Annotated in this window: 22 protein-coding genes; 9 read left to right on the forward strand and 13 right to left on the reverse strand. The window is 64.4% G+C overall.

Features of this window, described 5'->3' with window-relative positions; genetic code table 11:
* Positions 1-24: 24 nt before the first annotated feature.
* A complete protein-coding gene (locus UP06_RS30650; RefSeq protein ID WP_045007413.1) occupies positions 25-795 on the forward strand; it encodes a LamB/YcsF family protein in 771 nt (256 codons plus the stop codon).
* Here the strand turns inward: UP06_RS30650 and UP06_RS41160 are convergent, their stop codons facing one another.
* The 5 genes from UP06_RS41160 to UP06_RS30670 form a co-directional block, all read right to left on the reverse strand.
* A complete protein-coding gene (locus tag UP06_RS41160) occupies positions 796-948 on the reverse strand; it encodes a hypothetical protein (protein ID WP_187434626.1) in 153 nt (50 codons plus the stop codon).
* A gap of 329 nt (positions 949-1277) precedes the next feature.
* Positions 1278-2873 carry a sulfite reductase subunit alpha gene (locus UP06_RS30655; protein WP_045007414.1) on the reverse strand — a complete coding sequence of 532 codons (1596 nt, stop codon included), beginning with the start codon at positions 2871-2873 and terminating at the stop codon, positions 1278-1280.
* Positions 2870-4648 carry a NirA family protein gene (locus UP06_RS30660; protein WP_045007415.1) on the reverse strand — a complete coding sequence of 593 codons (1779 nt, stop codon included), beginning with the start codon at positions 4646-4648 and terminating at the stop codon, positions 2870-2872. Before UP06_RS30660 ends, UP06_RS30655 begins: the two co-directional genes overlap by 4 nt.
* Positions 4649-4983: 335 nt before the next feature.
* On the reverse strand, positions 4984-6147 hold the full coding sequence (locus UP06_RS30665) for a CmpA/NrtA family ABC transporter substrate-binding protein (RefSeq protein ID WP_045007416.1): 1164 nt from the start codon (positions 6145-6147) through the stop codon (positions 4984-4986).
* On the reverse strand, positions 6144-6734 hold the full coding sequence (locus UP06_RS30670; protein ID WP_045007417.1) for an ANTAR domain-containing response regulator: 591 nt from the start codon (positions 6732-6734) through the stop codon (positions 6144-6146). The genes UP06_RS30665 and UP06_RS30670 overlap by 4 nt, the downstream gene beginning before the upstream one ends.
* Before the next feature lie 113 nt (positions 6735-6847).
* Between UP06_RS30670 and rimO the strand changes: the two genes are divergently transcribed.
* Positions 6848-8173 carry a 30S ribosomal protein S12 methylthiotransferase RimO gene (gene rimO, locus UP06_RS30675; protein WP_045007418.1) on the forward strand — a complete coding sequence of 442 codons (1326 nt, stop codon included), beginning with the start codon at positions 6848-6850 and terminating at the stop codon, positions 8171-8173.
* Positions 8174-8192: 19 nt separating this feature from the next.
* Here the strand turns inward: rimO and UP06_RS30680 are convergent, their stop codons facing one another.
* From UP06_RS30680 to UP06_RS30685, 3 genes are read right to left on the reverse strand one after another with little or no spacing between them, the layout of a single operon-like run.
* The gene (locus tag UP06_RS30680) at positions 8193-9143 is read right to left on the reverse strand and encodes a YxiH-YxzG fusion protein (RefSeq protein WP_245305596.1); all 951 of its coding nucleotides are present in this window, start codon (positions 9141-9143) and stop codon (positions 8193-8195) included.
* A 37-nt stretch (positions 9144-9180) separates the two neighbouring features.
* Positions 9181-9345 carry a hypothetical protein gene (locus tag UP06_RS42240; RefSeq protein WP_245305591.1) on the reverse strand — a complete coding sequence of 55 codons (165 nt, stop codon included), beginning with the start codon at positions 9343-9345 and terminating at the stop codon, positions 9181-9183.
* Entirely contained in the window at positions 9342-10127 is a 786-nt protein-coding gene (locus tag UP06_RS30685) for a hypothetical protein (RefSeq protein ID WP_245305592.1), read from the reverse strand. The genes UP06_RS42240 and UP06_RS30685 overlap by 4 nt, the downstream gene beginning before the upstream one ends.
* 500 nt (positions 10128-10627) lie before the next feature.
* Between UP06_RS30685 and UP06_RS30690 the strand changes: the two genes are divergently transcribed.
* Complete coding sequence (locus tag UP06_RS30690) at positions 10628-11824, forward strand: acetylornithine transaminase (RefSeq protein WP_045007419.1); 1197 nt, start codon at positions 10628-10630, stop codon at positions 11822-11824.
* Between the two features lie 116 nt (positions 11825-11940).
* Here UP06_RS30690 and UP06_RS30695 read toward each other — a convergent pair whose 3' ends face one another.
* The 3 genes from UP06_RS30695 to pcsA all read right to left on the reverse strand — a co-directional run bounded on the left by UP06_RS30695 (position 11941) and on the right by pcsA (position 14507).
* Positions 11941-12915 carry a quinone oxidoreductase family protein gene (locus tag UP06_RS30695; RefSeq protein WP_045007420.1) on the reverse strand — a complete coding sequence of 325 codons (975 nt, stop codon included), beginning with the start codon at positions 12913-12915 and terminating at the stop codon, positions 11941-11943.
* Positions 12916-13008: 93 nt separating this feature from the next.
* A complete protein-coding gene (locus UP06_RS30700; protein ID WP_045007421.1) occupies positions 13009-13743 on the reverse strand; it encodes a TerC family protein in 735 nt (244 codons plus the stop codon).
* Entirely contained in the window at positions 13740-14507 is a 768-nt protein-coding gene (gene pcsA / locus UP06_RS30705) for a phosphatidylcholine synthase (protein ID WP_045007632.1), read from the reverse strand. Before pcsA ends, UP06_RS30700 begins: the two co-directional genes overlap by 4 nt.
* Before the next feature lie 87 nt (positions 14508-14594).
* Between pcsA and UP06_RS30710 the strand changes: the two genes are divergently transcribed.
* A complete protein-coding gene (locus tag UP06_RS30710) occupies positions 14595-15779 on the forward strand; it encodes a UbiH/UbiF family hydroxylase (RefSeq protein ID WP_045007422.1) in 1185 nt (394 codons plus the stop codon).
* 5 nt (positions 15780-15784) lie between these two features.
* Here UP06_RS30710 and UP06_RS30715 read toward each other — a convergent pair whose 3' ends face one another.
* Complete coding sequence (locus tag UP06_RS30715; RefSeq protein WP_045007423.1) at positions 15785-16738, reverse strand: AEC family transporter; 954 nt, start codon at positions 16736-16738, stop codon at positions 15785-15787.
* 106 nt (positions 16739-16844) lie between these two features.
* On the opposite strand from UP06_RS30715, the gene hspQ reads away from it, so the two are divergent.
* Positions 16845-17177 (forward strand): heat shock protein HspQ, encoded by a 333-nt coding sequence (gene hspQ / locus UP06_RS30720; RefSeq protein WP_045007424.1) that lies wholly within the window; start codon positions 16845-16847, stop codon positions 17175-17177.
* Positions 17178-17283: 106 nt separating this feature from the next.
* On the opposite strand, the gene UP06_RS30725 is transcribed toward hspQ, so the two are convergent.
* Positions 17284-18102 (reverse strand): invasion associated locus B family protein, encoded by an 819-nt coding sequence (locus UP06_RS30725; protein WP_045007425.1) that lies wholly within the window; start codon positions 18100-18102, stop codon positions 17284-17286.
* 258 nt (positions 18103-18360) lie between these two features.
* Between UP06_RS30725 and UP06_RS30730 the strand changes: the two genes are divergently transcribed.
* The 4 genes from UP06_RS30730 to allE all read left to right on the forward strand — a co-directional run bounded on the left by UP06_RS30730 (position 18361) and on the right by allE (position 23948).
* On the forward strand, positions 18361-20196 hold the full coding sequence (locus UP06_RS30730) for an extracellular solute-binding protein (protein ID WP_045007426.1): 1836 nt from the start codon (positions 18361-18363) through the stop codon (positions 20194-20196).
* A gap of 4 nt (positions 20197-20200) precedes the next feature.
* Positions 20201-21703 carry a class I adenylate-forming enzyme family protein gene (locus UP06_RS30735; RefSeq protein WP_045007427.1) on the forward strand — a complete coding sequence of 501 codons (1503 nt, stop codon included), beginning with the start codon at positions 20201-20203 and terminating at the stop codon, positions 21701-21703.
* A gap of 84 nt (positions 21704-21787) precedes the next feature.
* Entirely contained in the window at positions 21788-23011 is a 1224-nt protein-coding gene (locus tag UP06_RS30740) for a hypothetical protein (RefSeq protein ID WP_045007428.1), read from the forward strand.
* 139 nt (positions 23012-23150) lie between these two features.
* Positions 23151-23948, forward strand: a complete 798-nt coding sequence (allE, locus tag UP06_RS30745) for a (S)-ureidoglycine aminohydrolase (RefSeq protein WP_045007429.1) — start codon at positions 23151-23153, stop codon at positions 23946-23948.
* Positions 23949-23971 lie beyond the last annotated feature (23 nt).

Genomic DNA, 23971 nt, shown 5'->3' on the forward strand with positions numbered 1-23971 from the left:
GACGACCAGAGGCGGAGAGCAACCATGAAGACGATCGATCTCAATTGCGACCTCGGCGAAGGTTTTGGCGCGTGGGAGATGGGCAACGATGCCGCGATGATCGAGCTTGCAAGCTCGGTCAACGTCGCCTGTGGCTTCCATGCCGGCGATCCCGATATCATGCGCAGGACGGTCGAGCTGGCGAAGGCGCGCGGCGTCTCGGTCGGCGCCCATCCCGGCTACCGCGACCTCCACGGTTTTGGCCGGCATCCGATCGCGGGCCTGAAGTCCTCCGAGATCGAGAACCTCGTCGCCTACCAGATCGGCGCGTTGCAGGCGATCGCGACCGCCGCTGGCCACAAGGTGACGCACGTGAAGGCGCATGGCGCGCTCTCCAACGTCGCCTGCGAGGACGATATGACGGCGAAGGCCATTGCCGCCGGCATCAAGGCGGTCGATCCCAGCCTGATCTTCGTCGTGCTCGCCAACTCGAAGCTGGTGAAGGCCGGCGAGGACGCCAATCTGCCGATGGTGCATGAAGTGTTCGCCGACCGCGCCTATGAGGACGACGGCAACCTGGTCTCGCGCAAGAAGCCCGGCGCGGTGCTGCACGATGCCAAGGCGATCGCCGAACGCGTGGTGCGCATGGTGCAGGACGGTGCGGTGGTCTCGGTTACGGGCAAGGTCATCAAGATGCGCACGGACACTGTCTGCATCCACGGCGACACGCACGGCGCTGTCGATATCGCGCGCGGCTTGCGTCAGGCGTTGAAGGAGGCCGGGATCGAGGTCGCGCCGTTCAAGCGCGGGGCGTGATCAGAACGGGTGCACCGAGAGCGTGCCGAAGACGATCGCCGCAATGACGGCGAAGGCGCTGTAGAGCCCGATGTGATGGGCGTTCGCCGCAGTCCGACGCGAGAGCGAGCGCGCGTAGAAATGCAGCCTGGCTTCCGCCGATAGTTCGCGCATGGTCGATCTCCAACGCCCCATTCGCGTGATTATGAAGGGTCGACCCGGGTGGCGGGCAAGATGGCGGCGGAAATAGCGATGAGGGTTCTCTGGAGGCCGCCCTTCGCAGGCGCAAATTCTCTTCGCCCACGGGTTCCAAGAATCTTATTCGTTAAAGTCCGAGCCAGATGGAACCCGCGCGGATGACGATCTCATGACAGTCGGACTGACGCGTCAAAGCCTGTCAAACAAAAATGTCGAAAACAACCCCATGCACAGTAGCCGACGACTGACGCCGGAACGCCTTGCGTCTGCGCCGCCAGGGCGATTCATCAAGCTCCCATCGCGCCTTAGTACACGTCAGCCTGGAAGCGGCCCGTCTTCTTGAGCTCGGCGACAAAACTGACGGCTTCATCGGTCGAGCGGGCGCCGAACTGGGCGACGATGTCGACCAGCGCACGCTCGACGTCCTTGGCCATGCGCTTGGCATCGCCGCAGATGTAGAGGTGCGCGCCCTCGGCAAGCCACGTCCACACTTCGCGGCCGACCTCGCGCATACGGTCCTGCACGTAGAACTTCTTCTCACCATCGCGCGACCAGGCCAGCGACATCCGCGTCAGGAGACCAGAGGTCTTCATCGCGTTCAGCTCGTCCTGATAGAAGAAGTCGCAATCGCTGCGCTGGTGGCCGAAGAACAGCCAGTTTTTTCCCGGAGCACCGGTCGCCTTGCGATCGAGCAGGAAAGCGCGGAACGGCGCGATCCCGGTGCCGGGGCCGATCATGATCACCGGTGTCTTCGGGTCCTGCGGCAGGCCGAAGCCGTGCGCCTTCTGCACATAGACCTTGAGTTTGTCGCCCTCGATGATGCGCTCGCCGAGGAAGGTCGAAGCCACCCCAATGCGCTTGCGCTTGCCGACGACGTAGCGCACGGAATCGACCGTGAGCGACAGCTTTCCGGGCGTTGCGTTATGCGACGAGGAAATCGAATAGAGCCGCGGCTGGAGCGGCTCCAGCGCCTCGACGAAGGCCTCGGGATGCGGCCGCGTGCCGGAAAATTTCTGAAGCGCCGCCATCACATCCAGCGTCGCGGCATCGCCATCGGGATCCTCGCCCTGCGCCAGCGCCCGCGCCTTTTCGCGTTGCGCGCCGCCGGTGATGAAGGAGATCAACTCGAACAGCGTGTCAGGCGCCGGCGACAGCGAGACGTCGTCGATCAGCACCTGGCGCAGCGTCTTGCCGTTGACCTTGGTCGTGTGGGAAGCGCCGAGCAGCGCGATGATCTGGTCGGCGAGGCCGACATCGTTGCGCGCGAACACGCCGAAGGAATCCCCGACAACGTAGTCGAGCTTGCTCTCGGCGAGGTCGAATTCGACGTGATAGGTTTCCTTCTCCGAGGCGCCTTTGTTGAGCAGGCGCCGCGACAGGAAAGTTGCAGCGACCGGATTGTCGCGCGAGCGGCCGGGCTCGGCGATCGTCACGGTCACGGCTGGTGCTGCCGCGTCGAGAGCTTTGGTCGCCGGCGCCTTGTCCAGCTCTTCGTGCAGTGCCTTCAGCATCCGCGCGGTTTCCTTGCCACCAGGGACACAAAGGTTGAGCCGCGCTTCGCTGCGGGTGGCGATCGCTTCCGAATAGTCGTTGCAATTATAGCCGCACTGGCCGCAATCCTGCTGCGCCATCGCCGCCATCATCTTGCGTCGCACGGGGCGCCCTTCGGCGAGCTTCATGCGATCGGCAATCGGCATGGTCTGGTCGTGCCATGGCGCTTCGCCGTCGTCGCCGTCACCGGCTTGCATGATCGCGGCGCCCTGCTCTGCCGATAGTGGCGCCGCTGCATCAGGCGACAGCAGCCCGGCAAAGAATCCGTTCAGCCAGGAGCGCTGGGCATCGGAGAACGGTGCGCTCGCGGGAATGATATCGAGCTTGGGCGGAGGGCTGATCTGGTTCATGCGGACACCTCTGCATCGGCAAGCTTGCGCAGCGTCTCGCCGTCATGGCGGCGCGCAAAGGAGAGGAAGGTTTCGTCGGGAGACGAACGATGGGCGATGTAGGCCTTGAGCAGACCTTCGACCGTCTTCGGCGCGTCCTCGGCCTTGAGGTCGTGATAGACCTCCTGCCCGACATCCGCGTCAGGCCCGAACCCGCCACCGGTGAACAGGTGGTACCCCTCGACCGTGTCCTCCTCATTCACCGGCACCCTTGCCCCGATCAGACCGATGTCGCTGATGTAGTGCTGCGCGCAGGAATGGTGGCAGCCGGTGACGTGGATGTTGACCGGCGTATCCATCTCGACGCGGGGCTCGCACCAGTCGCCGATTTCGGCCGCGTGGCGCTTGGTATTCGAGGCAGCAAAGCGGCAGCCGGCATTGCCGGTGCAGGCGATCAGGCCAGCGCGGATATGCGAGGCCTCGACCGCGAGCCCGATCTGCTTGATCGCGGCAATGGCAAGCTCGACGTTCTCGTCGCGCACGCCCGGGATCAGCAGGTTCTGCCAGACCGTGAGACGAATTTCCCCGTCGCCGAGGTCCCGCGCGACCTTGGCGAGGCCCCGCATCTGATCGGAGGTGATCTTGCCGAGCGGCAGCGACACGCCGATCCAGTTCACATCCTCCTGCTTCTGCTTGTGCACGCCGATATGTGCCATGCGGTCCGACGCTGGGCGCGGGGCAAACGCTTCTTCCGGCACGCGCGTGAACGGCTTCTTCAGCCGCTCCTCGACGTGCCCAAGGAAGCCGTCATGGCCCATCGTATCGAGCACGTATTTCAGCCGCGCCTTGTTGCGGTTGGTGCGGTCGCCATGCTCGATGAACACGCGCACGATGGCGTCGGCAACAGCCGTGGCTTCGTCCGGCTTGACGATGATGCCGGAGTATTTGGCGAAATCCCTGTGTCCGGTGATGCCGCCAAGGCCGAGGCGAAACCAGACCCCGGGCTCGACGCCGAAGCCATCCTTCACCTCGAGCGCGGTGAATGCGATGTCGTTGGTCTCCTCGAGCACGGCGATCCTGCCAGCACCGTCGAAGGCGACGTTGAACTTGCGCGGCAACCCGTACAGCGAGCGGTCATTCAGGATGTGATAGTGCCACTCGCGCGCGTAGGGGCGCGTGTCGATCAGCTCCTGCGGATCGATGCCGGCTGTCGGCGTTCCCGTCACGTTGCGGATGTTGTCCGCGCCGGAGCCGCGCGAGCACAGGCCAAGGTCCTGGATACCCTCGATCAGCTTCACGGCGTTCTTCGGCGGAATCTCGCGAAGCTGAAGATTGGCGCGCGTCGTAACGTGGCTGAACGGGCCGCACAGTTCGTCGGCGAGCTCGGCAAGGCCGGAGAGCTGCCAATGCTTCATGATGCCGTTGGGGATGCGCAGGCGGCACATGTAGGAGTCCTGCGTCGGGGCGACGTAGAAAATCCCGAAATAGCGCCAGCGGAAATTGTCCGCTGGACTCGGCGGCGCGTTGTCGAGCGCTTGCTGGCGCAGCTGCGGATAGGCATCGAAGGGATGCTCGTCGCGCTTGAATTTTTCCTGGTCGGCGAGCTTCTTGCCCGAGGCGATGACCTTGTCCTGCGCCTTGAGGTGCACGGCATCGGGTCCGGTCGGCTCGGCATTCGCCTTGCCCGCGCCACCAAGGCCACGACCAACGCGGCTGATCTGGAGACCGGTCGTGAAGCCTTCGAGATAGCGCTTCTGCTCGTCGGTAAAGTCGACTGAGACGGTTTCGAGTTTCATGGTCGGTAACGAAGCTCCTGCGGCCACCTGGGTGGCATCGAGGGAATGGGACACGACCCGCGAGGAAACTCGGCTGGCTCAATGGCCTGCTCTGTTACCCAACGGTCCGATCAGCTTCGTTGCTGGGGACTTGGCTCAGCAGGCGTCTGTGACAGGCTGGCCGCACTGCAACATACAAGTTGCGTGCCAGCTTCGGCGGAATGGAAATTGTCGTGATTTCAAACGACTAGAAAGAGCCCGCGAAGCTGTCCATTCCGGAACTCTTCCGAAATTCGAGCAGGCGGCTCAAAATTTAGCCGATGACCCGGCTCGCCCAAAAACGGTGCAGGGCCGAATCACGCCTTCCAGCGGCCGACTTCGAAGGCCTCGAGGTGCCCACGAATGTCGTCGGGATCGAAGGCTGGACCGGCAAAAGCCCCGAACGGCGCAGGCGCTTCCGCGGGCTTTCCGTGGCCCAGGGCCGCGTCATAGAGATCGGGCCTGAACACGCTCATTGCAGTCTTGACGCCGTCCGGCGTCAGCGCCGTCTGTCCCCAGCGGACCATCTGCGCGTAGAGCCAGGCGGCCTGAACCGGATCGGGGCGCCCTGCCCCTTCGCGTCCGACCAGTAGGTAGCGGCCGCTTTCGCGGAAGGTGCCGTCGGGCGAGACCTTCAGGCGACCCGTCAGGGTGCGCTGGATGACTTCGGCATCGACGCCGATCCGCTCGGGCTGCGCCAAGATCCGCGCCGCCTCGGTCCGGTTTTCGGGAAGCTCGATGAACTCGGCCGCCTTCACTGCCGCTCGCACGAGGGCTGCGACCACATCCGGATTCTTGTCGGCCCAGGCTTGGCGAACCGCCAAAACTTTCTCCGCCGCGCGCTCGAGAATGTCGGAGACGAAATGCAGGATATGGCCGATGCCGAGATCGACCGCGACCGAGTTCCAGGGCGCGCCGACGCAGAACGCATCGACATGGCCGTTGGCGAGGCTGTCGACCATGTAGGGCGGCGGCAGCACGACCAGGCGCACGTCCTCGTCCGGATCGACGCCGGCCGCCGCCATCCAGAACCGCAGCTGGTAATTGTGGGTCGAGAACGGGAAGGTCATGCCGAAGGTCAGCGGCTCGGCGCCCGCCTTGCGACGCGAGGCAACCACCCGTGCGAGGGCTTTGGCGGTGACGAGCGGATCGGAACGATCGCCGTCGACCTCCGCCATCAGCGCGGCATGGAGCGCCGGCGATACCGTGATCGCGTTGCCGTTGATACCAAGATTGAAGGGCGCGGCGATCGGCACCTTGACGTGGCCGAGCCCGAGCGAGGACGCGATCGCAACAGGCGCGAGCAGATGCGCGGCGTCGAACAGGCCGATATTGAGCTTGTCGCGAACGTTGGACCAGGACACTTCGCGCACAAGCGTAACGTCGAGCCCTTCGGCGGCGGCAAATCCCTTGTCGACGGCCACGATCAGCGCGGCGGCATCGACCAGCGGGATGAACCCTATGCGGAGCGGTCCAGTCATTTCAGCATCTCCGACGCGGTGATGATCGACTGGGCGATCTCGCCGATTTTCTTCTTCTCGCGCATCGCGGTGGAGCGCAGCAGCACGTAGGCCTCGTCCTCGTTGAGGCCCTTGATCTTCATCAATATCCCCTTGGCCTTCTCGATGATCTTGCGGTCCTCGAGCTGCGACTTGGTGCGCTCCAGCTCCTCCTGGAGTTTTGCGAAGGCGTTGAAGCGGGACACGCAGAGGTCGAGGATCGGCTTGATGCGCTCCTTCTTCAACCCGTCGACGATGTAGGCTGAGACCCCCGCCTCCACCGAGGCCTGGATCGAAGCTGAATCGCTCTGGTCGACAAACATCGCGATCGGCCGGCGCACGGCACGGCTGACCTGGAACATCGCTTCGAGCACGTCGCGGCTGGGGTTTTCGAGATCGATCAGGATGATGTCGGGGTCGACGGCGTAGATGCGCGCAAGAAGGCTCTGCATCTCGCTGATATGGACGACCTGGGTGAAACCCGCCTCCCGCAACCCTTCCTGGAGGATCGCGGCCCGGATCGGGCTTTCGTCGACAATCACGATTTTGGGCGACTGTTCGGCGCTCATTGCTCACTCACCACCGGCGATTCATCCTTAGCACGCCGGAACGCCCTGCAAAGGGTTGTAATTAACGGCAATTAGGACTAGCTCCTGCCGATCAATCAGGCAGATTTTTGGATATGGAACAGACGGCTGCGCCCAAGGTCAGCTTCGTGTCGCTCGGGTGTCCCAAGGCATTGGTGGATTCCGAGCGCATCATCACGCGCCTGCGCGCCGAGGGCTATGAGCTCGCCCGCAAGCATGACGGGGCCGACATCGTCATCGTTAACACGTGTGGCTTTCTCGACAGCGCCAAGCAGGAGTCACTCTCGGCAATCGGCGAGGCCATGGCCGAGAACGGCAAGGTAATCGTGACCGGCTGCATGGGCGCCGAGCCCGAGCAGATCGAACAGGCCTATCCCGGCGTGCTCTCGATCACCGGCCCGCAGCAATATGAGAGCGTGCTCGACGCCGTGCACCGCGCGCTGCCGCCCGCCCACAATCCGCATCTTGATCTGGTGCCGCCGCAGGGCATCAAGCTGACGCCGCGCCACTACGCTTATTTGAAGATCTCCGAAGGCTGCAACAACCGCTGCACCTTCTGCATCATCCCGAAGCTGCGCGGCGATCTCGTCTCGCGTCCCGCCAACGATGTCCTGCGCGAAGCCGAGCGACTGGTTGATGCCGGCGTCAAGGAGCTGCTTGTCATCTCGCAGGACACCTCGGCCTATGGCGTCGATCTGAAATACGCCGAGAGCCCGTGGAAGGACCGCCAGGTCCGCGCCAGATTCCTCGACCTTGCGCGTGAGCTCGGCGAACTCGGGGCCTGGGTCCGGCTGCAATATGTCTACCCCTACCCGCATGTCGACGAGGTCATCGCGCTGATGAACGAGGGCAAGGTGCTGCCCTATCTCGACATCCCGTTCCAGCATGCGAGCCCCGAGGTGCTGAAGGCGATGAAGCGCCCGGCGGCGCAGGACAAGACGCTGGCGCGGATCAAGCGCTGGCGCGAGGAATGTCCCGATCTCGCCTTGCGCTCGACCTTCATCGTCGGCTTCCCCGGCGAGACCGATGCCGATTTCGCCTATCTGCTCGACTGGCTCGACGAGGCCGAGATCGATCGCCTCGGCTGCTTCAAATACGAGCCGGTCGCCGGCGCCACGTCGAATGCTCTCGAAGGCGCTGTGCCCGCCGAGATCAAGCAGGAACGCTACAACGCGCTGATGGCCCGCCAGCAGAAGATCTCCGCACGCAGGCTGAAGCGCAAGGTCGGCACGCGCCAGCAGATCATCATCGACGAGGTCGGGCCGACAGTGGCAAAAGGCCGCTCCAAGGCGGATGCACCGGAGATCGACGGCGCGGTCTATCTCACCAGCCGCCGGCCCTTGCGCGTCGGCGAGATCGTCACCGCGAAGATCGAACGCGCCGATCAGTATGATCTACACGGCACCGTCGCGGGGTTCTGACGGCGCTTCCCCGCTGGTCTCAAACCACTGTCGCCCGGTAAATGCCGTCTTCGCCGAAGTGATAGAGATGGTTGCCGCGCCCGTGCAATCGGCCGGGTGGACGGCCTGAGCCGTCGGGCATCAACAGGCGTGCTCGCTTGGTATATAAGACCCCCTCTCGATCTAATTGTCCGATATGCGCGGTCTCAGAGGACTCCTGATACTGCGAGGAGAAGAGGATTTCGGTCGCTGACATCGCGAACGCATGACAGCCTTGTAGCTCCGTTTGCCACCAGCTCAATTGGAAATCAGCACCAATCTTGCAGATCGGGAAATCCGAGTAGAAGAAAATGGCAGCGTCTGCGCCTGTCACATTGAGCGCGTAGCAGTCGTCAATTGTGTGGTCCGCATCTGCTGGAAATTCCCAGACTTTCTCTCCCAAATCCGAGAAACAAACCAGACCGGCCTGCCCGACCGAACTGCCAAAAACACCCTCGTCGAAATACCCAACCCAGATCCGGCCACGCTGATCGATCTGGAGATCGCTAATGCCGTCGCCCAGGCCGACGCGGCTTGCTTGCCCGGTCTGGGGATCGAAGATGATTCCATTCAGATTGTAGTCCGTCTCGACCTGGAAGTTCCATCTGGAGCTCGCCAGCAGGACGCGACCGTCGGGAAAGAGGTCGATCTTGGAGGCGTGGAGTTCAAGGGGAGGCAGATCGATCCATAGCTCCGATCCGGCATTCGACTTAAGCAAACGGTAACGTTTCAACCTGCCCATCTTCGGATGTGGCAGTACGCCAGAGGCGCGCAACGCAGTCGCTGTCGATGCGCCACCGTCCGAGAACTCGAACAAGAACAGCAGCGACTGGTCGCCCGCAACCCCGCTTGCAGTGAGCGAAAATCCGGGAAGCGTCGGCGCGGTGCCAATCTTCTCGAACTGTATTGATCTGATCAAACCAGCCCCCCCGATGCTGCCCCGAGGCAGCATCACCAAGCACGCGTCGGGCGCAAGGGCGAAGTAGCGATCAGGCTTCAGTCAGCCATTTCGGCACCCAGCGCTCGGGGCGCGGAGCGCGGGCGAGATCGGCTTTGGCTTCGGACAGCAGCGCCGGCTCGCCATCGATGGTCGGGCGCACATCGTACTCGAAGTTCGGCATGACCCGGCCCTCGGCGTAGAGCCCAAAGCTCATCGCGTGCCACAGCCCGAGCTCGGGCTGCTCCGCCGCATGTCTTCGCGCAATTCGCGCAGCAGGGATTCGATCGAACCGGATTCCTCGAATGGCTGCGGCCCGCGCGTGAGGATCCGCGCCTGGTATTGCTTGCCGACGATCGCCACTTCGAAACGGGTCTTGTCCCAGTCGTTCTTGCCTTTCGGCAGATGCGCAGCAAGCCGCCAGCCGAGCTCGGCCATCATCCGGTGATTGGCCCAATAGTCTTCGCGATCCCGGCTCCATTTCTCGACGAAGCCGCGAAAGTCGGGCAGGTCTGACGAATGATCTTCGGGCGCTACCCTCTCGTCGGTCGGCCGTCCGGCGAGCCATTGCGCCAACGCGACGGTCTGACACTCGACCTCGTCGTGTGGCCGCAGATCGTGCCAGGCCTTGTCGAACTGCTGTGACGTGAGTTTCGCGAGCAACCCGTCGAGGGTCGGCGCCAGCAATTGATAGTCGCCCTCCGACCCCAGCCCGACGATCGGGGGATCGTCGCGGTCGAGACCGGCGCCATACCAGCCGCCGACGGCGGAGCCATCGGGCAAGCGCATGAACAGCGCGAAGCGGTCGCGCAGCGGACTGCCGTCGAAGATCGGGGCCTGATCGGAGAACTGGCCTTGCAGCGAAAAGCAGCCGACGCTGCCCCAGGGACGCCCGTTCAGCCAGCCGGCAAAGTCCAGCAGCAGGGATGGCGCTTCGATGCCCGGCGGAAACGCGCCGTGAATGCTGTCGAGGTCGATCGGGTAAGGCGTATCGGACAAGGCTGAAAACTATCTGGTTGGTCCCGCCCTTTTGGTCTCGCCGGTGGTGCGTCCGGTTCGAACCAATTCGCGTTGTCTGATCACAAACGCGCTAGAGGCTTGATGGTTTCCATCGAGCGACGCGCAGTTGTTCAAGGCCCGGCGCGCGCGGGCGCGCCGGTTGGTACGAAGTGCGGACGCGACAAACTGCGCACTTTTTTCCTAAAGCCGAGCGCAACACGATGCACGCCAGGCGGGTGTTTCGCAAAAGGCCTGCTTGACAAACCCTGCCATTCGCATGTATTGCCGCGCCCTATGATCAATTCTCGGACCCACCTGCGCCAAGCCATGCGTCGTCGCTCCCGCGACGATGATGGGTTGCGCCATGTCCGACGACGCCGCTGAAGCACTGAATTCAGCTTAGTTTTCGAGAAGGCCGCACCCGCAAAGTGCGGCCTTCTTGCATTCTGCGTCCATTTTCCACCCGCCCCAGATCTTCGCTAACCCAAGAGGAGTTCGACATGACCACCGCCACCCATCCGTATGATGCGCTGATGGATATCACTGCACGGCCCAAGGCCGTGTTCGTCCGCGGCGCTGGCTCCTACCTCTGGGATGACAGCCGCAAGCGCTATCTCGATTTCGTGCAGGGCTGGGCCGTCAACTGCCTCGGTCACTCACCGCCTGCGGTTGCGGGCGCGCTTGCTGCGCAAGCCAAGCGGCTGCTGACGCCGAGCCCGGCGTTCTACAACGAGCCGAGCCTCAAGCTCGCGCAGGCGCTCGTCGACAACAGCGCCTTCGACCAGGTGTTTTTTGCCAATTCCGGTGCGGAGGCTAATGAGGGCGCGATCAAGCTCGCGCGCAAATATGGCAGCCTGCACAGGAACGGCGCGTTCGAGATCATCAGCTTCGAGGGCGGCTTTCACGGCCGCACGCTGGCGACGATGTCGGCGTCGGGCAAGAAGGCGTTCGAGCCGCTGTTCGAGCCGAAGGTCGCGGGCTTCAAGAAGGCGAAGCTCAACGACATCGCCTCCGTCGCAAGGCTGATCAACGACAACACCGTCGCGGTGATGCTGGAGCCGATCCAGGGCGAGTCCGGCGTGTGGCCGGCGACCGATCAGTTTTTGCAGGAGCTGCGCGCGCTCACCGACGCACATGGCCTGCTGCTGATCTTCGACGAAATCCAGACCGGCATGGGCCGGACCGGAAAGCTCTTCCACCATGAGCACACCGGCATCGCGCCCGACATCATGACGCTCGGCAAGGGCATCGGCGGTGGCGTGCCGCTCGCGGCCCTGCTTGCAACCGAACGCGCGGCCTGTTTCGAGCACGGCGACCAGGGCGGCACGTTCAACGGCAACCCGATCATGTGCGCGGCCGGACTTGCGGTGCTGGAGCAGGTCAGCCAGCCGGACTTCCTGAAGGCTGTCACGGAGACCGGCCTGCTGCTCGAAAGCGAGCTGCAGAAGGTTTCGGCCCGGCACGGCCTCGGTGAGGTCCGCGGCCGCGGCCTGCTGCTGGCGCTCGACCTCAAGCTGCCGATCGCGCCCGGCATCGTCGCCCAGGCGTTCGAGGCCGGCGTGCTGCTCAACGCACCGCAGGTCGACGCGCTGCGCTTCATGCCGGCGCTGAACGTCACAAAGGGAGAGATCGCAGAGATGATCGATTGTCTCGACGGGATTTTAACCAAGGCCGGCGCAGCCAGACGCGTGGCGTAGGGTGGGCAAAGCGAAGCGTGCCCACCATTCAAAACCGTCGTTGCGAAATGGTGGGCACGGCGCTTCGCGCCTTTGCCCACCCTACGAAAGCTGTCTCAACCGACGATGACGGTGAGTTACGGCTTCAGGATCGACGCCCCCGTCGTATTCCGGCTTTCGAGATCGATATGCGCCTTCGCGGCGTCCTTCAGGGCGTAGGCGTGGTTGATCGGCACGTGCAGCTTGCCATTGATGACGGCGGCGAACAGCGTGTCGGCGCCTTCCAGAAGCTCCTTGCGCGTGCCGATGTAATCGTTGAGCTTCGGCCGCGTCGCAAACAGCGAGCCGTGATTGTTGAGCTCGGCAATCGAGAACGGCGGCACCGGACCTGAGGCATTGCCGAACGAGACGAACATGCCGCGCGGCTTCAGGCAGGACAGCGAGCCCGGGAAGGTCGCCTTGCCGACGCCGTCATAGACGACGTCGCAGCCCTCGCTGCGGCTGATTTGTTTCACGCGCGCGACAAAATCCTCCTCGTTGTAGAGGATGACGTGATCGCAGCCATTGGCCTCGGCAATCTCCGCTTTGGCGCGCGAACCGACCGTGCCGATCACATGCGCCCCAAGCGACCTCGCCCATTGGCAGGCAAGCAGGCCGATGCCGCCGGCCGCGGCGTGGATCAGCACGCGGTGATGCGGCTCGACCTTGAAGGTCTTGTGCAGGAGATACCAGACCGTCAGGCCCTTGAGCATCAGCACGGCGCCCTGCTCATAGGTGATGTGGTCGGGCAGCTTGACCAACTTCTCCCAGGGGATGTTGCGCTCGCCGGCATAGGCGCCGAGATTGTGATAGTAGGCGACGCGGTCGCCGGGATGGAAATTCGTCACGCCGGGTCCGACCGCAACGACTTCGCCGGCGGCCTCGTTGCCGGCGATGAAGGGCAGCCCCGGCGCCTTGTAGAGGCCGGTGCGGTAATAGACGTCGATGAAGTTCAGCCCGACCGCATGCTGGCGGATGCGCACCTCGCCGCTCGCCGGCGCCGGCACCTCGACGCTTTCATAGACCAGCGCTTCGGGGCCTCCGACCTTGTGCACACGGACGGCTTTGGTCATCGCCTGGGCTCCTCGTCTTCTTGCTCTCGGTCGTCCTGACAGCAAGCGAAAGACATCGCGCCCGCCTTGTCAACTCGACGCCGGGTGGAACGCCTAAACCGACGGCTTGCCGGCCCTCTTGCGGTTGCTCTTGGCGAGCACGTTGAAGAACTCCACCGCCGCCGAGAACGCAATTGCGAAATAGATGTAGCCGCGCGGGATGTGGAATTTGAATCCGTCCGCAACCAGCGCGACGCCGATCAAGACCAGGAACGCCAGCGCCAGCATTTTCGTGGTCGGATGCTCCGCGACGAATCGCGCCACCGGGCCTGACGAAATGTACATGATCAGGCAGGCGATCACGACGGCCGCGATCATGATCTCGATGTCCTGCGCCATGCCGATCGCGGTGATGATCGAATCCAGCGAGAACACGATGTCGATGACGACGATCTGGGCGATCACCCAGAAGAAGGCATTGCGGCCGGATTTGCCGTCGCCCTCGCCGCCGTCGGCTTCCACCTCGGCATGGATCTCGTGCGTCGCCTTCGCGATCAGGAACAGGCCACCGCCGATCAGGATCAGGTCGCGCCAGGAGAAGTCGTAGCCCTTGAAGGCAAACACCGGCGCGGTCAGGCCGATCAGCCAGACCAGCAGGCTGAGCAGGATGATGCGGAAGATCAGCGCCAGCCCCAGCCCGATCTGGCGGGCGCGATGGGCCTGCTTCTCGGGGATGCGCGAGACGATCACCGACAGGAAGATGACGTTGTCGATGCCGAGCACGATCTCGAGCGCGGTCAGGGTCAGCAGTGCGGCCCAGGCCTCGGGGCTTGTCAACAGATGCATCATGCGAAGGATCTTGCCAGCCGGATCATGGCGTCGCTGAAGGTGATCCAGAGCGCGATCGCGCAGAGCGCGACCGTTACGCCAGCGCCGACCCGAAAATCCATCTCCAGCGCATAGAGGGCCAGCAGCGCCCAGATCGCGATCAGCGACATCGTCAGCCAGCGCAGCCGCACGACACGGACCGGATGCAACACGTGGAACGGAACGAAGGTCAGCACCACCAGGGCTGCGACCAGCAGCGTCGACAACAGCGGCGACCAGTGCAGCAGGAACAGGTAGAACGCCGCCGCATTCCACAGCGCCGGAAAGCCGCGAAAGTGATTGTCGTCGGCCTTCATGCGCAGATCGGCGAAATAGAGCGCGCTGGTGACGATGATGGCGATACCGAGCAATGGGGCGGCCACCGGCAGCAACAGGCCGCTGGCAACGATCGCGTAGGCCGGCACGAAGACATAGGTGAGGAAGTCGACCACGAGATCGAGCACGTCGCCCGACCAGTTCGGTTGCACGTCCTTGACGTTCAGCCGGCGTGCGATCGGGCCGTCGATCGCATCGATGATCAGGGCCACGCCCAGCCATTGAAACATCGCCGCCCAATGCTCGCGCACGGCCTCCAGCATCGCCAGCAGCGCGATCGCCGCCCCGAACGCGGTGAAGATGTGCACCGAAAACGCCGCGGCGCGGATCGCGGTCGTCGGCTTGAGGGAATCCTCTTGGCTGTCCATGGCTTCTGCTACCAGAATGGGACCGATTTGCACATCCGCCATCGCGGCGATCGGTCGCGCAATTCGCCATAAAATCAAGGAAATATAGGTGGGCTTGAATTTGCCGCGGAGCATGTCATGTGTCGTTCCATGACAGATGGATCGGCACTCTTTGACGCAGCAATCGTCGGCGGTGGACCGACTGGGCTCGCGGCGGCAATTGCATTGGCGCAGGCCGGCGCACGGACGGCGCTGGTGGCGCGGCGCCTGCCCTATGCCGACAATCGCACCACTGCGCTGTTAGGTGCCTCCGTCGGTCTGCTGGAGAGCCTCGACGTCTGGCCGCGCTGCAAGGACAAGGCGGCCGCGCTCGAAACCATGCGGCTCGTCGACGACACCGGCCGGCTGTTCCGCGCGCCGGAGGTCCGGTTCTCCTGTCATGAGATCGGCCTCGACGCCTTCGGCTACAACATCGACAACCGCTCGCTGATGCTGGCGCTGGAGGCACGCGCGGCCGAGTTGCCCGCACTCGTCCGTTTCGACGATGAAGCCGAAAACGTCCTGATCGAAGCCGATGATGTCGCGATCCGCACCGCTTCCGGACAATTTTTGACGGCCCGGCTCGTGGTCGGCGCCGACGGCCGGCATTCGCTGTGCCGGGAGGCCGCCGGCATCGCGGTGACGCGGCGCGAGCTTGCGCAGACGGCGCTGACCTTCAACGTCAGCCATGCCAGGCCGCATCGCAACGTCTCGACCGAGTTCCACACGCCGCACGGCCCTTGCGTGTTCGTGCCCCTGCCCGGCAACCGCTCCAGCATTGTCTGGGTTTCGGCGCCTGCGGAGGCCGAACGGCTGCGCGCCCTGAGCGACGAGGAACTGTCCGCTGCGATCGAGAAGCAGTCGCATTCCATTCTGGGACGGATGACGGTCGAGCCCGGCCGCAACCTGTTCCCGCTGGCGATCGAGCGGCCCAAATCCTTTGGCCGCGACCGCATCGCGCTGGTTGGCGAAGCCGCCCATGTGGTGCCTCCGATCGGCGCCCAGGGCCTCAACCTCGGTCTTCGCGATGCCGCCGATATTGCGAGGCTCGCGGGCGACGCGATCGCGGCCGGCGACGATCCCGGTGCGGCCGAGGTGCTCAAGCGCTACGACCGGGCGCGGCGTCCGGACATCCTGAGCCGGACGTTTGCGATCGACATCGCCAACCGCTCTCTGCTCAACGATTTCCTGCCGCTCCAGCCGGTCCGTGCGATCGGCATGCACTTGCTCGGCGCCATCGGCCCGCTGCGGCGCTTGGCGATGCGCGAGGGGCTAACGCCAACCTGGCGCAAGTAGCATCTTTACGGAAACGCCAGCCGGCCGGTCTGGAGCAACCACATCACGCTGGTCAGCGTCACCACGGACGCAAACGTCCCGAGCAGCACGGCGACGGAGGCGGATTCGATCCAGGCATCGTTCTGCCGGGCTATGACGAACACGTTCAGCGCCGGTGGCAGCGAGGCCACCAGCACGGCTGTGGCAGCCCAGGGCTGCGCGAACGGGCCGAAGGTCAGCATCAGCGCGAACGACATGAGCGGATGGATCAGGAGCTTGACCGCGATCACGCCCGGCACCTCCCACGGGACGCGATCGAACGGCCGCAACGCCACCGTTACACCAAGCACGAACAATGCCGTCGGAGCCGCCGCGTTCTGGAGGAAGGTGATGGTGCGATCGAGCGCGACCGGCAGCTCGATATGGAGTGCTGCGACCGCCGCGCCAAAACAGGCCGACATGATCAGCGGGTTGAGCACGATCTGCTTCAGCACGACGCCGAAGGCATGCACGATCGAGGGATGGTCGCGGTCGGAGAGCTCGATCAGCAGCGGCACGATCGAGAACAGGAAGATGCTGTCGCAGCAGAAGATCAGCGCGGTCGGCGCCGACGCCTTCGGTCCAAGCACGGCCAGCGCCAGCCCCGGCCCCATGTAACCGATATTGCCATAGCCGCCGGAGAGGCCCGCGAGCGTCGCCTCGCGCAGCGTCAGCCGGCCGAGAAGCTTGCCGACAACGAGCGCGATGGCGAACGCTGCGACCGTCGACAGCGTGGTCGCAACCAGGAACGGCGGGTTGTTCAATTCCGAGAATGGCGTCTTCGACATGATCGCAAACAGCAGCGCCGGCAGCGACACATAGAGCAGGAAGAAGTTCATCCAGGCGAGGCCCGATTCCGGCAGCGATTTGGCCTTGCCGCAGGCGAAACCGACGAAGATCAAGCCGAAATAAGGTAGTGCCAGATTGAGGATATCGACCATTGATGAAGTATTTTCTGAAGGCTTGGGGGCTATCTGCCCCACAACGGCGGGTTAATTCCAAATCAGGCCACTAGCATCGGCCACAATCCTGGTCTATCGACGGGGAATGATTAAAGCGCGGACCGCCAAATTCCAGATCGGACAGGTCGTTCGCCACCGGATCTTCTCGTTCCGGGGCGTGATTTTCGACATCGATCCGGAATTCAACAACACCGAGGAATGGTGGCTGTCGATTCCTGAAGAGGTGCGGCCTCACAAGGATCAGCCGTTCTACCACCTGCTCGCGGAGAACGCGGAGTCGGAATACGTCGCCTATGTCTCCGAGCAGAACCTCTTGCCCGACGATTCCGGCGAGCCGATCCGCCATTCCCAGGTCGCCGAGATCTTCGTCAAGGACAAGACCGGCGGCTACCGCCCGCGCAATCCCTCGCTGAACTAGATTTGGTTTTGACGAAACGCTTTGAAGTTTCGGCGCGCCAACCAGCGGCCAGCAAAAAAGGCGCTCGAACCGAGCGCCTTTTTCATGTCCGGGATTTGAGCCCCGATTACTTCTGAGCGGTTGGAGGTGCGCCGGGCGCGCCACCGTTTTGCTCGAGCTTCTTGCGCTGCTCGTCAGCCTTCTTCTGAAGCTCTTCCTGGAGCTTCTTCTGGGTTTCCTCGAACACCTTCGGATCGGTCGGCGGACCGTCATAGGCCTTCTGGAATTCGCCGGCGAGCGGCAGTGGCAGGGTCAGCGGCGCGCCGTTGGCGTTGATCGCCTGCACCACGAGGTTCTGGCCCTTCTTCATGTTGGCGAGGAGCTCGGGCGTCGCCTCGTAGTCCGACATGCAGCCGTTCTGGAAGCAGATCACATACGGGCTCTGGAGCGGCGGATTGTTGTCCACGATGATGCGGGTGCCGTGCACGAGCTGCATGCCGAGCGGCAGCGTCACACGCAGGATCTTCTTGGGCTCGCCTTCCGGCTCGATGATCACGGCCGCGATGACCGGCTGGCCCGATTCGATACGACCGTCCTTGCCGGTGAAGCACACCTGCTTGGCGTTGGCGTCCTGGCCCTTGAGGCAGAACTTGGTCCAGGGCGCATAGATCAGCTGGATCTGCTGATCAGCGGGCTGGGCCGCGCCCTGCTGCGCCGGAGCGCCCTGAGCGGGCGCTGGCTGGGCGGGCGCCTGAGCGGCCGGCGCTGGAGCCTTGGGGGCAGCCTTCGGAGCCGCTTTCGGGGCTGCCTTGGGTGCGGGTGCGCCCGGGGCCGGCGCAGGGGCCTGAGCCTCGGCGGCAACCGGAACGGCCAGCGCCGTCGCCGTCAACAGGGCGAAAAGTCGCCCGCGCGGCCGGACGGACGCGGCCAAGTAACGGAAATTCATTGCGGAAAACCCTTTCTGAACGGGAAGTGCCCCGAACCGCTCCGAAGCACCGAACCGAGCCGCCTGGCGCGGCTCTCTCCCCGTCAATTGAGGCAGATAAGTGACGGGCTCGGCGCTCCTGCGCGATTGCCCGCCTTCTTAGCGTGGCCGACAGAAAGATCAATGCCGACAAGCGTCTTTGACGGGATCCGGGCCCGCGCTCAGTGAAATCCCTGTGATAGGATTCAGGCCCGCCGGTCCTCGAATCAGCGTGTCGCGATGTTCATGTTCCAGCGCCTGCTCGAGGGGCCCGGCGTCCGTCTTTGCAGTCTCGCCTTCGCCCTCACCATCAGCCTGTCGGCAAGCGGCGCACGGGCCGAGGAAGCCCACGCGATCGCCATGCACGGCCAGCCCGCGCTGCCTGCCGATTTCACCCACATGCCCTATGCCAACCCCGACGCGCCCAAGGGCGGCCGGCTGACCTGGGGCCTCCTCGGCAGCTTCGACAGCCTCAACCCCTTCATCGTGAAGGGATTGGCCGTGCAGCAAATGCGGAGCTACGTGGTTGAGAGCCTGCTTGCGCGCGGCCAGGATGAGCCGTTCACGCTCTATGGCCTGCTCGCCAGGACCGTCGAGACCGACGACGAGCGGACCTATGTCACCTTCCGCCTCGATCCCCGCGCCCGCTTCTCCGACGGCAAGCCGGTGCTCGCCGAGGACGTGCTGTTTTCCTGGCAGCTTCTGCGCGACCACGGCCGCCCGAACCTTCGGCAATATTACGCCAAGATCGCCAAGGCCGACGCGCCCGATCCCCTCACAATCCGCTTCGACCTCGCAGGCGCCAATGACCGCGAATTGCCGCTCATCCTCGGCCTGATGCCGATCCTGCCGAAGCATGCAGTCGACGTCGCGACCTTCGAGGAGACGACGCTGACCGGGCCGGTCGGCTCGGGCCCCTATCGCGTCACGGCGGTGAAGCCCGGCGCCAGCGTCACGCTGACCCGCAATCCCGACTATTGGGGCCGTGACCTCCCTATCAATCACGGGCTCTACAATTTCGACGAGATCAGGCTCGACTATTTTCGCGAAGCCAACGGCCAGTTCGAAGCCTTCAAACGCGGCCTCTATGATTTCCGCGTCGAGAACGAGCCGCTGCGCTGGCACGACGGCTATGATTTTCCGGCAGCCAAGAGCGGCGAGGTGATCCGCGACACCGTCAAGCCCGGCGTGCCGCAGCCCTCGGAATTCCTGGTGTTCAACACAAGGCGGCCGATCTTCGCGGACATCCGGGTGCGCCAGGCGCTGACGCTGCTGTTCGATTTCGAGCTGGTCAACCGCAACTATTTCTTCTCCCTCTATTCGCGCGTCGCCGGCTATTTCGCAGGCTCGGACCTCTCGGCCTATGGCCAGCCCGCGGATGCGCGCGAGCGCGAGCTGCTCAAGCCCTTTGCCGCGCAGATACCGTCCGACGTCATGGACGGCAGCTACCGCCTCCCCGTTACCGACGGCTCGGGGCGCGACCGCACCACGCTGCGCGCGGCGCTGAAGCTGTTGTCGGAGGCCGGCTACGATCTCGACGGCACCGTACTGCGCAACCGCGCGACGAAAGCGCCCCTCACCTTCGAGATATTGGTCACGACCCGCGACCAGGAGCGCATCGCGCTCGCCTTCCAGCGCGACCTCAAGCGCGCCGGCATCGAGCCGAGCGTGCGATCGGTCGATCCCGTGCAGTTCGACCAGCGCCGGCTGGCTTACGAGTTCGACATGATCCAGAACCGCTGGGACCAATCGCTCTCGCCCGGCAACGAGCAATATTTCTATTGGGGCAGTGCAGCCGCCGACAACCCGGGCACCCGCAACTACATGGGTGCCAGGGATCCCGCGGTCGACGCCATGATCGGCGCCCTCCTGGAGGCCCGTGATCATACGGCCTTCGTCTCGGCGGTGCGGGCGCTCGACCGGGCGCTGATCGCAGGCTTCTACACAATCCCCCTGTTTAACGTCTCCGAGCAATGGATCGCGCGGTGGAATCGGATAGAACGACCATCGACCACCGCGCTCTCCGGCTATCTGCCGGAGACCTGGTGGTCGAAGGGTCCGCCTCCAGCGAAGTGACGCCGTGAACCAGCCAGCAATATCGCCGACGCTCGACACGCTGTTCCAGCGCACGCTGACGTGGCAGCCGCACGCGCCCGCCTTGCTCGATCCCCTCAACAAGGCCCGCGTCACCGGGCACCAGCCGCGGCGGCTGACCTATGCCGAGGCCGATACGGCGATCGAAGCGCTGTCGGCGCATTTCGTCGAATCGGGCCTGCCGGCCAATTCCGTCATCGCGGTCCAGCTGCCGGCTACGGTCGAGTTCGTGCTGACGGTGCTCGCCGCCCATCGCGCCGGCCTCGTGGTCGCTGTGCTGCCGCTGCTCTGGCGGCATGCGGAGCTGACCGCCGCGCTCAACCGCACCGCGGCGCGCGCCGTCGTCACCATGAGCAAGGTCGACGGCGTCAGCTATTGCGACCTCGCAATGCATGCCGCAGCGGAAGCCTTCTCGATCCGCCACGTCTTCGGTTTCGGCTCCGACCTGCCCGAAGGCATGGCCTCGCTCGACGAGGTGCTGGCGCGCCCGCCCGGCACCACGCGCGCCGTGATCCAGGACGGCCGCAAGGCGGCCATGATCTCCTTCGATGTCACGGCGGAGGGCTTTCGTCCGGTGCCGCGGCCGCATTTCAGCCTGATCGCCGGCGGGCTCGCGATGTCGCTCGAAGCCGACATCAAGCAGGGCGCGACCGTGATGGCGGCGTTCGCGCCGATGTCGTTCGCAGGCCTCGCCTCCTCGCTCGCGGTTTGGCTGCTCTGTGGCGGCACGCTGGCGCTGCATCATCCCTTCGAGAGCGATGTGCTGGAGCAACAGATCAACGAGCACGAATGCGACGTGCTGATCGCGCCGGCCCAGCTCGCTTTGCGCCTCGGCGATTCCGACCTTGCGGCGCGGATGCCGACCTTGCGCAACGTCATCGGCCTCTGGCGCGCGCCGGAACAGGTGGCGGCAAGTGAAGCCTGGATCGCGCCGCATGCGCCGCTCACGGACGTCTATCTGTTCGGCGAGGCCGGGCTGTTCGGCGCAAGGCGTGGCGAGGACGGCATGCCGGTGGCGGTGATGCCCGGCCCGCACGGCGCACCGCGCGAGCAGTCCGGATCCTCGATCGCCGGCGACATCCTGCTGACCCCAAAGGGCACGCTCGGCCTGCGCGGACCGATGGCGCCGATCGCGGCCTACGCCCCGCCGCAGCCGGTTGGCGACACGCTGATCGCGCAGCCGCCGCGCGACTATGTCGACACCGGCTATGCCGCACGGATCGACCGTGCCAGCGGGGCGATCTGCATCACCGCGCCGCCCTCCGGCATCATGGCGGTCGGCGGCTACCGCTTCCTCTCCAACGACCTCCAGGAATGGGCGCGACGGCTCGGCCAGGGCGCGCTTTTGACGGCGCTGCCCGACCGGCTCTCAGGTCACCGGCTGGCGGGCCGGGCCCAGGACAATGCCCGCGCCCGCGAAGCGCTCAGCGAACTCGGGCTTAACCCTCTGATGGTCGAGGCTTTTCGCGACCGCTCCGGTCCGGTTTGAGCGCAGTTTCGGCTCGTTCGTTGACGCTGCATTAAGGCGGCCAAACTAGATTGCGCAGCATCGATGGCGTGATCAGAGTTTGTGATGTCCCAGGCGGGCCCGATCCTCTTTGTGTCCAATGCGGAGCGCCCCGCCTTCATTGCGGCGCTGGACGAGGCGCGACTCTTTCCGGTCGTCGACACCGATTGGGCGAGCGCCGCGCGCGCAGTCGAGCAGGTGCAACCGGCTGCCGTTCTTGCTGCGATGCATGGCGGGCACGAACCGCATATCGCGCTGCTTGCAAAGAAGATCGCGGACCAGCCGCTCTATCTGCCACTGATCGCCATGGATGCGCAGGGCACGCTGCCCCACAACGCCCTGCCCTTCGCCTCACGCGGCGGCAATGCCGACCGCCTGACCGCACGGCTGCGCGCCGCGATGCGCGTGCGCACGCTGCATGCCACGGTGCTGCGCCGGCTGCCGGAAATGAAGGTTGCGCTGCCGGAGGCGGATCCCGTGCGCGATGCCACCGTGCTCCTGATCGGCCGCGGCACGGCTTACCCCGCACTCTCTGTCGCGCTCGGCGAACGCATGGGCGTCATCGGCGCACTCTCGATCGAGGCCGCCGCAAAGCATCTCAACTCCCGCGACATCGACGGCGTCGTGCTCGCCGAAGGTTTTACCCCGCGCGTCACGGATGCCTTCCTCACGGTGCTTGCCGAGGACACCCGCTTCCGCAACCTGCCCGTCGTCGTCACCGCGCACCAGCTCGTGCAGAGTTATGATCTGCCCAATCTCGAGCTGATCACGGGCGAGCCGCCAAAGGTCGCCGCCAACGCGTTGCCGCTGATCCGCCAGCATGCGATGGAAGCGCAACTGAGCCGCACGCTGCGCTCGATCGACGCCGGCGGCTGGCTCGACCCGCGCAGCGGCCTCCTGACGGTGGAAGCCTTCGCCCGCGATTTTTCCAAGGCGGTCGAGCAGACGCTCGCTCGCGGCGGCGGCCTGTCGGTGGCGCGCTTCGCCTTCGATCCCGGCAATCCTCGCGCCCAGCTCGACGCTGCGCGGATCCTGAGCCGCCTGATGCGGCAGATGGATTTCGGTGCCGCGCAGAAGGACGGCTCGGTGGTCGTCGTGTTCGCCGAGACCGACTTCCGCACTGCCCACATGATCGCCCGCCGCCTCTCCGCGGTGATGCGGCACACCAGTCACGGCAAGAACGAGATGCACAGCGACCCCGTCGTCAGTGTGGACTCGCTGTCGTCATCGGATACGGCAAGATCGCTGCTGGGGCGGCTCTCCGCCGACGCGTCGCGCGCGGCGTCGTAACGGCTTTCTTAGGGTGGGCAAAGGCGCACTTGCGCCGTGCCCACCATCCCTCCACGATCGCAGCAGATGTGGTGGGCACGCTTCCGCTTTGCCCACCCTACCGACTACGCGCTGTTGCGGGTTGACCAAGGAATCTCAGATGCATCCCACCGATCTGCCTGCCCAACCCGGCGTCGTTCGTCCTGGCGCGATCGGTCACAGCCGCGCAATCGTCGGCCGCAATTTCGCGTTCATACCGCCTGAGGGCGTCTTGAAGAGCCGGCTGCCGGCGTGGACGTCAACGACTGTCCGTTTTCTGGCGGCGCCGACGCTCGGGGCCGACTTTGCCCAGTTCATGCTGGAAATCGAGCCCTCGGGCGGCACGGCTCAGCCGATCTGCGTGGACCTTCAGCATTTCTTCTACGTCGTGACGGGAACCGTCGACATAAGCATTGGCACCGGAGCCTCGACCTCGCTTACAGCCGGTGCCTTTGCCTATGTTCCGCCGGGCATGTCATTCGCGATGCGCTGCCATCCCACCGCTCCCGCCCGCGTCATCACGGTCAAAAAACGTTATGAAACGGCTGAGGGCATATCGGCACCGACGGCCATCATCGGCCAACAACAATCGATGCCGATGACGAACCATACCGGACTGGAGGGGCGCGGCTTCAAGCACCTGCTACCAATGGGCGACCTCCGGTTCGACTTCGAAATGAATCTGATGTTCTTCCAACCCGGCGTCTGTTTTCCGGCCGTCGAGACCCACATCATGGAACACGGATTGCTCATGCTGGAGGGGCAAGGTTTGTATTATCTTGGCGATACCTGGCACGAAATCTGGATTGATGACTTCATCTGGATGGGATCGTTCTGTCCGCAGCAATTCTATCCGACAGGTTCGAGCCAGTCGGTCTATCTTTTGTACAAGAACGTCAACCGGGATGTTGTGCTCTGAGGAGTGGCCGGCAGGATTCTCGC

The organism is Bradyrhizobium sp. LTSP857 (genome assembly GCF_000938285.1).
Lineage (GTDB): Bacteria > Pseudomonadota > Alphaproteobacteria > Rhizobiales > Xanthobacteraceae > Bradyrhizobium.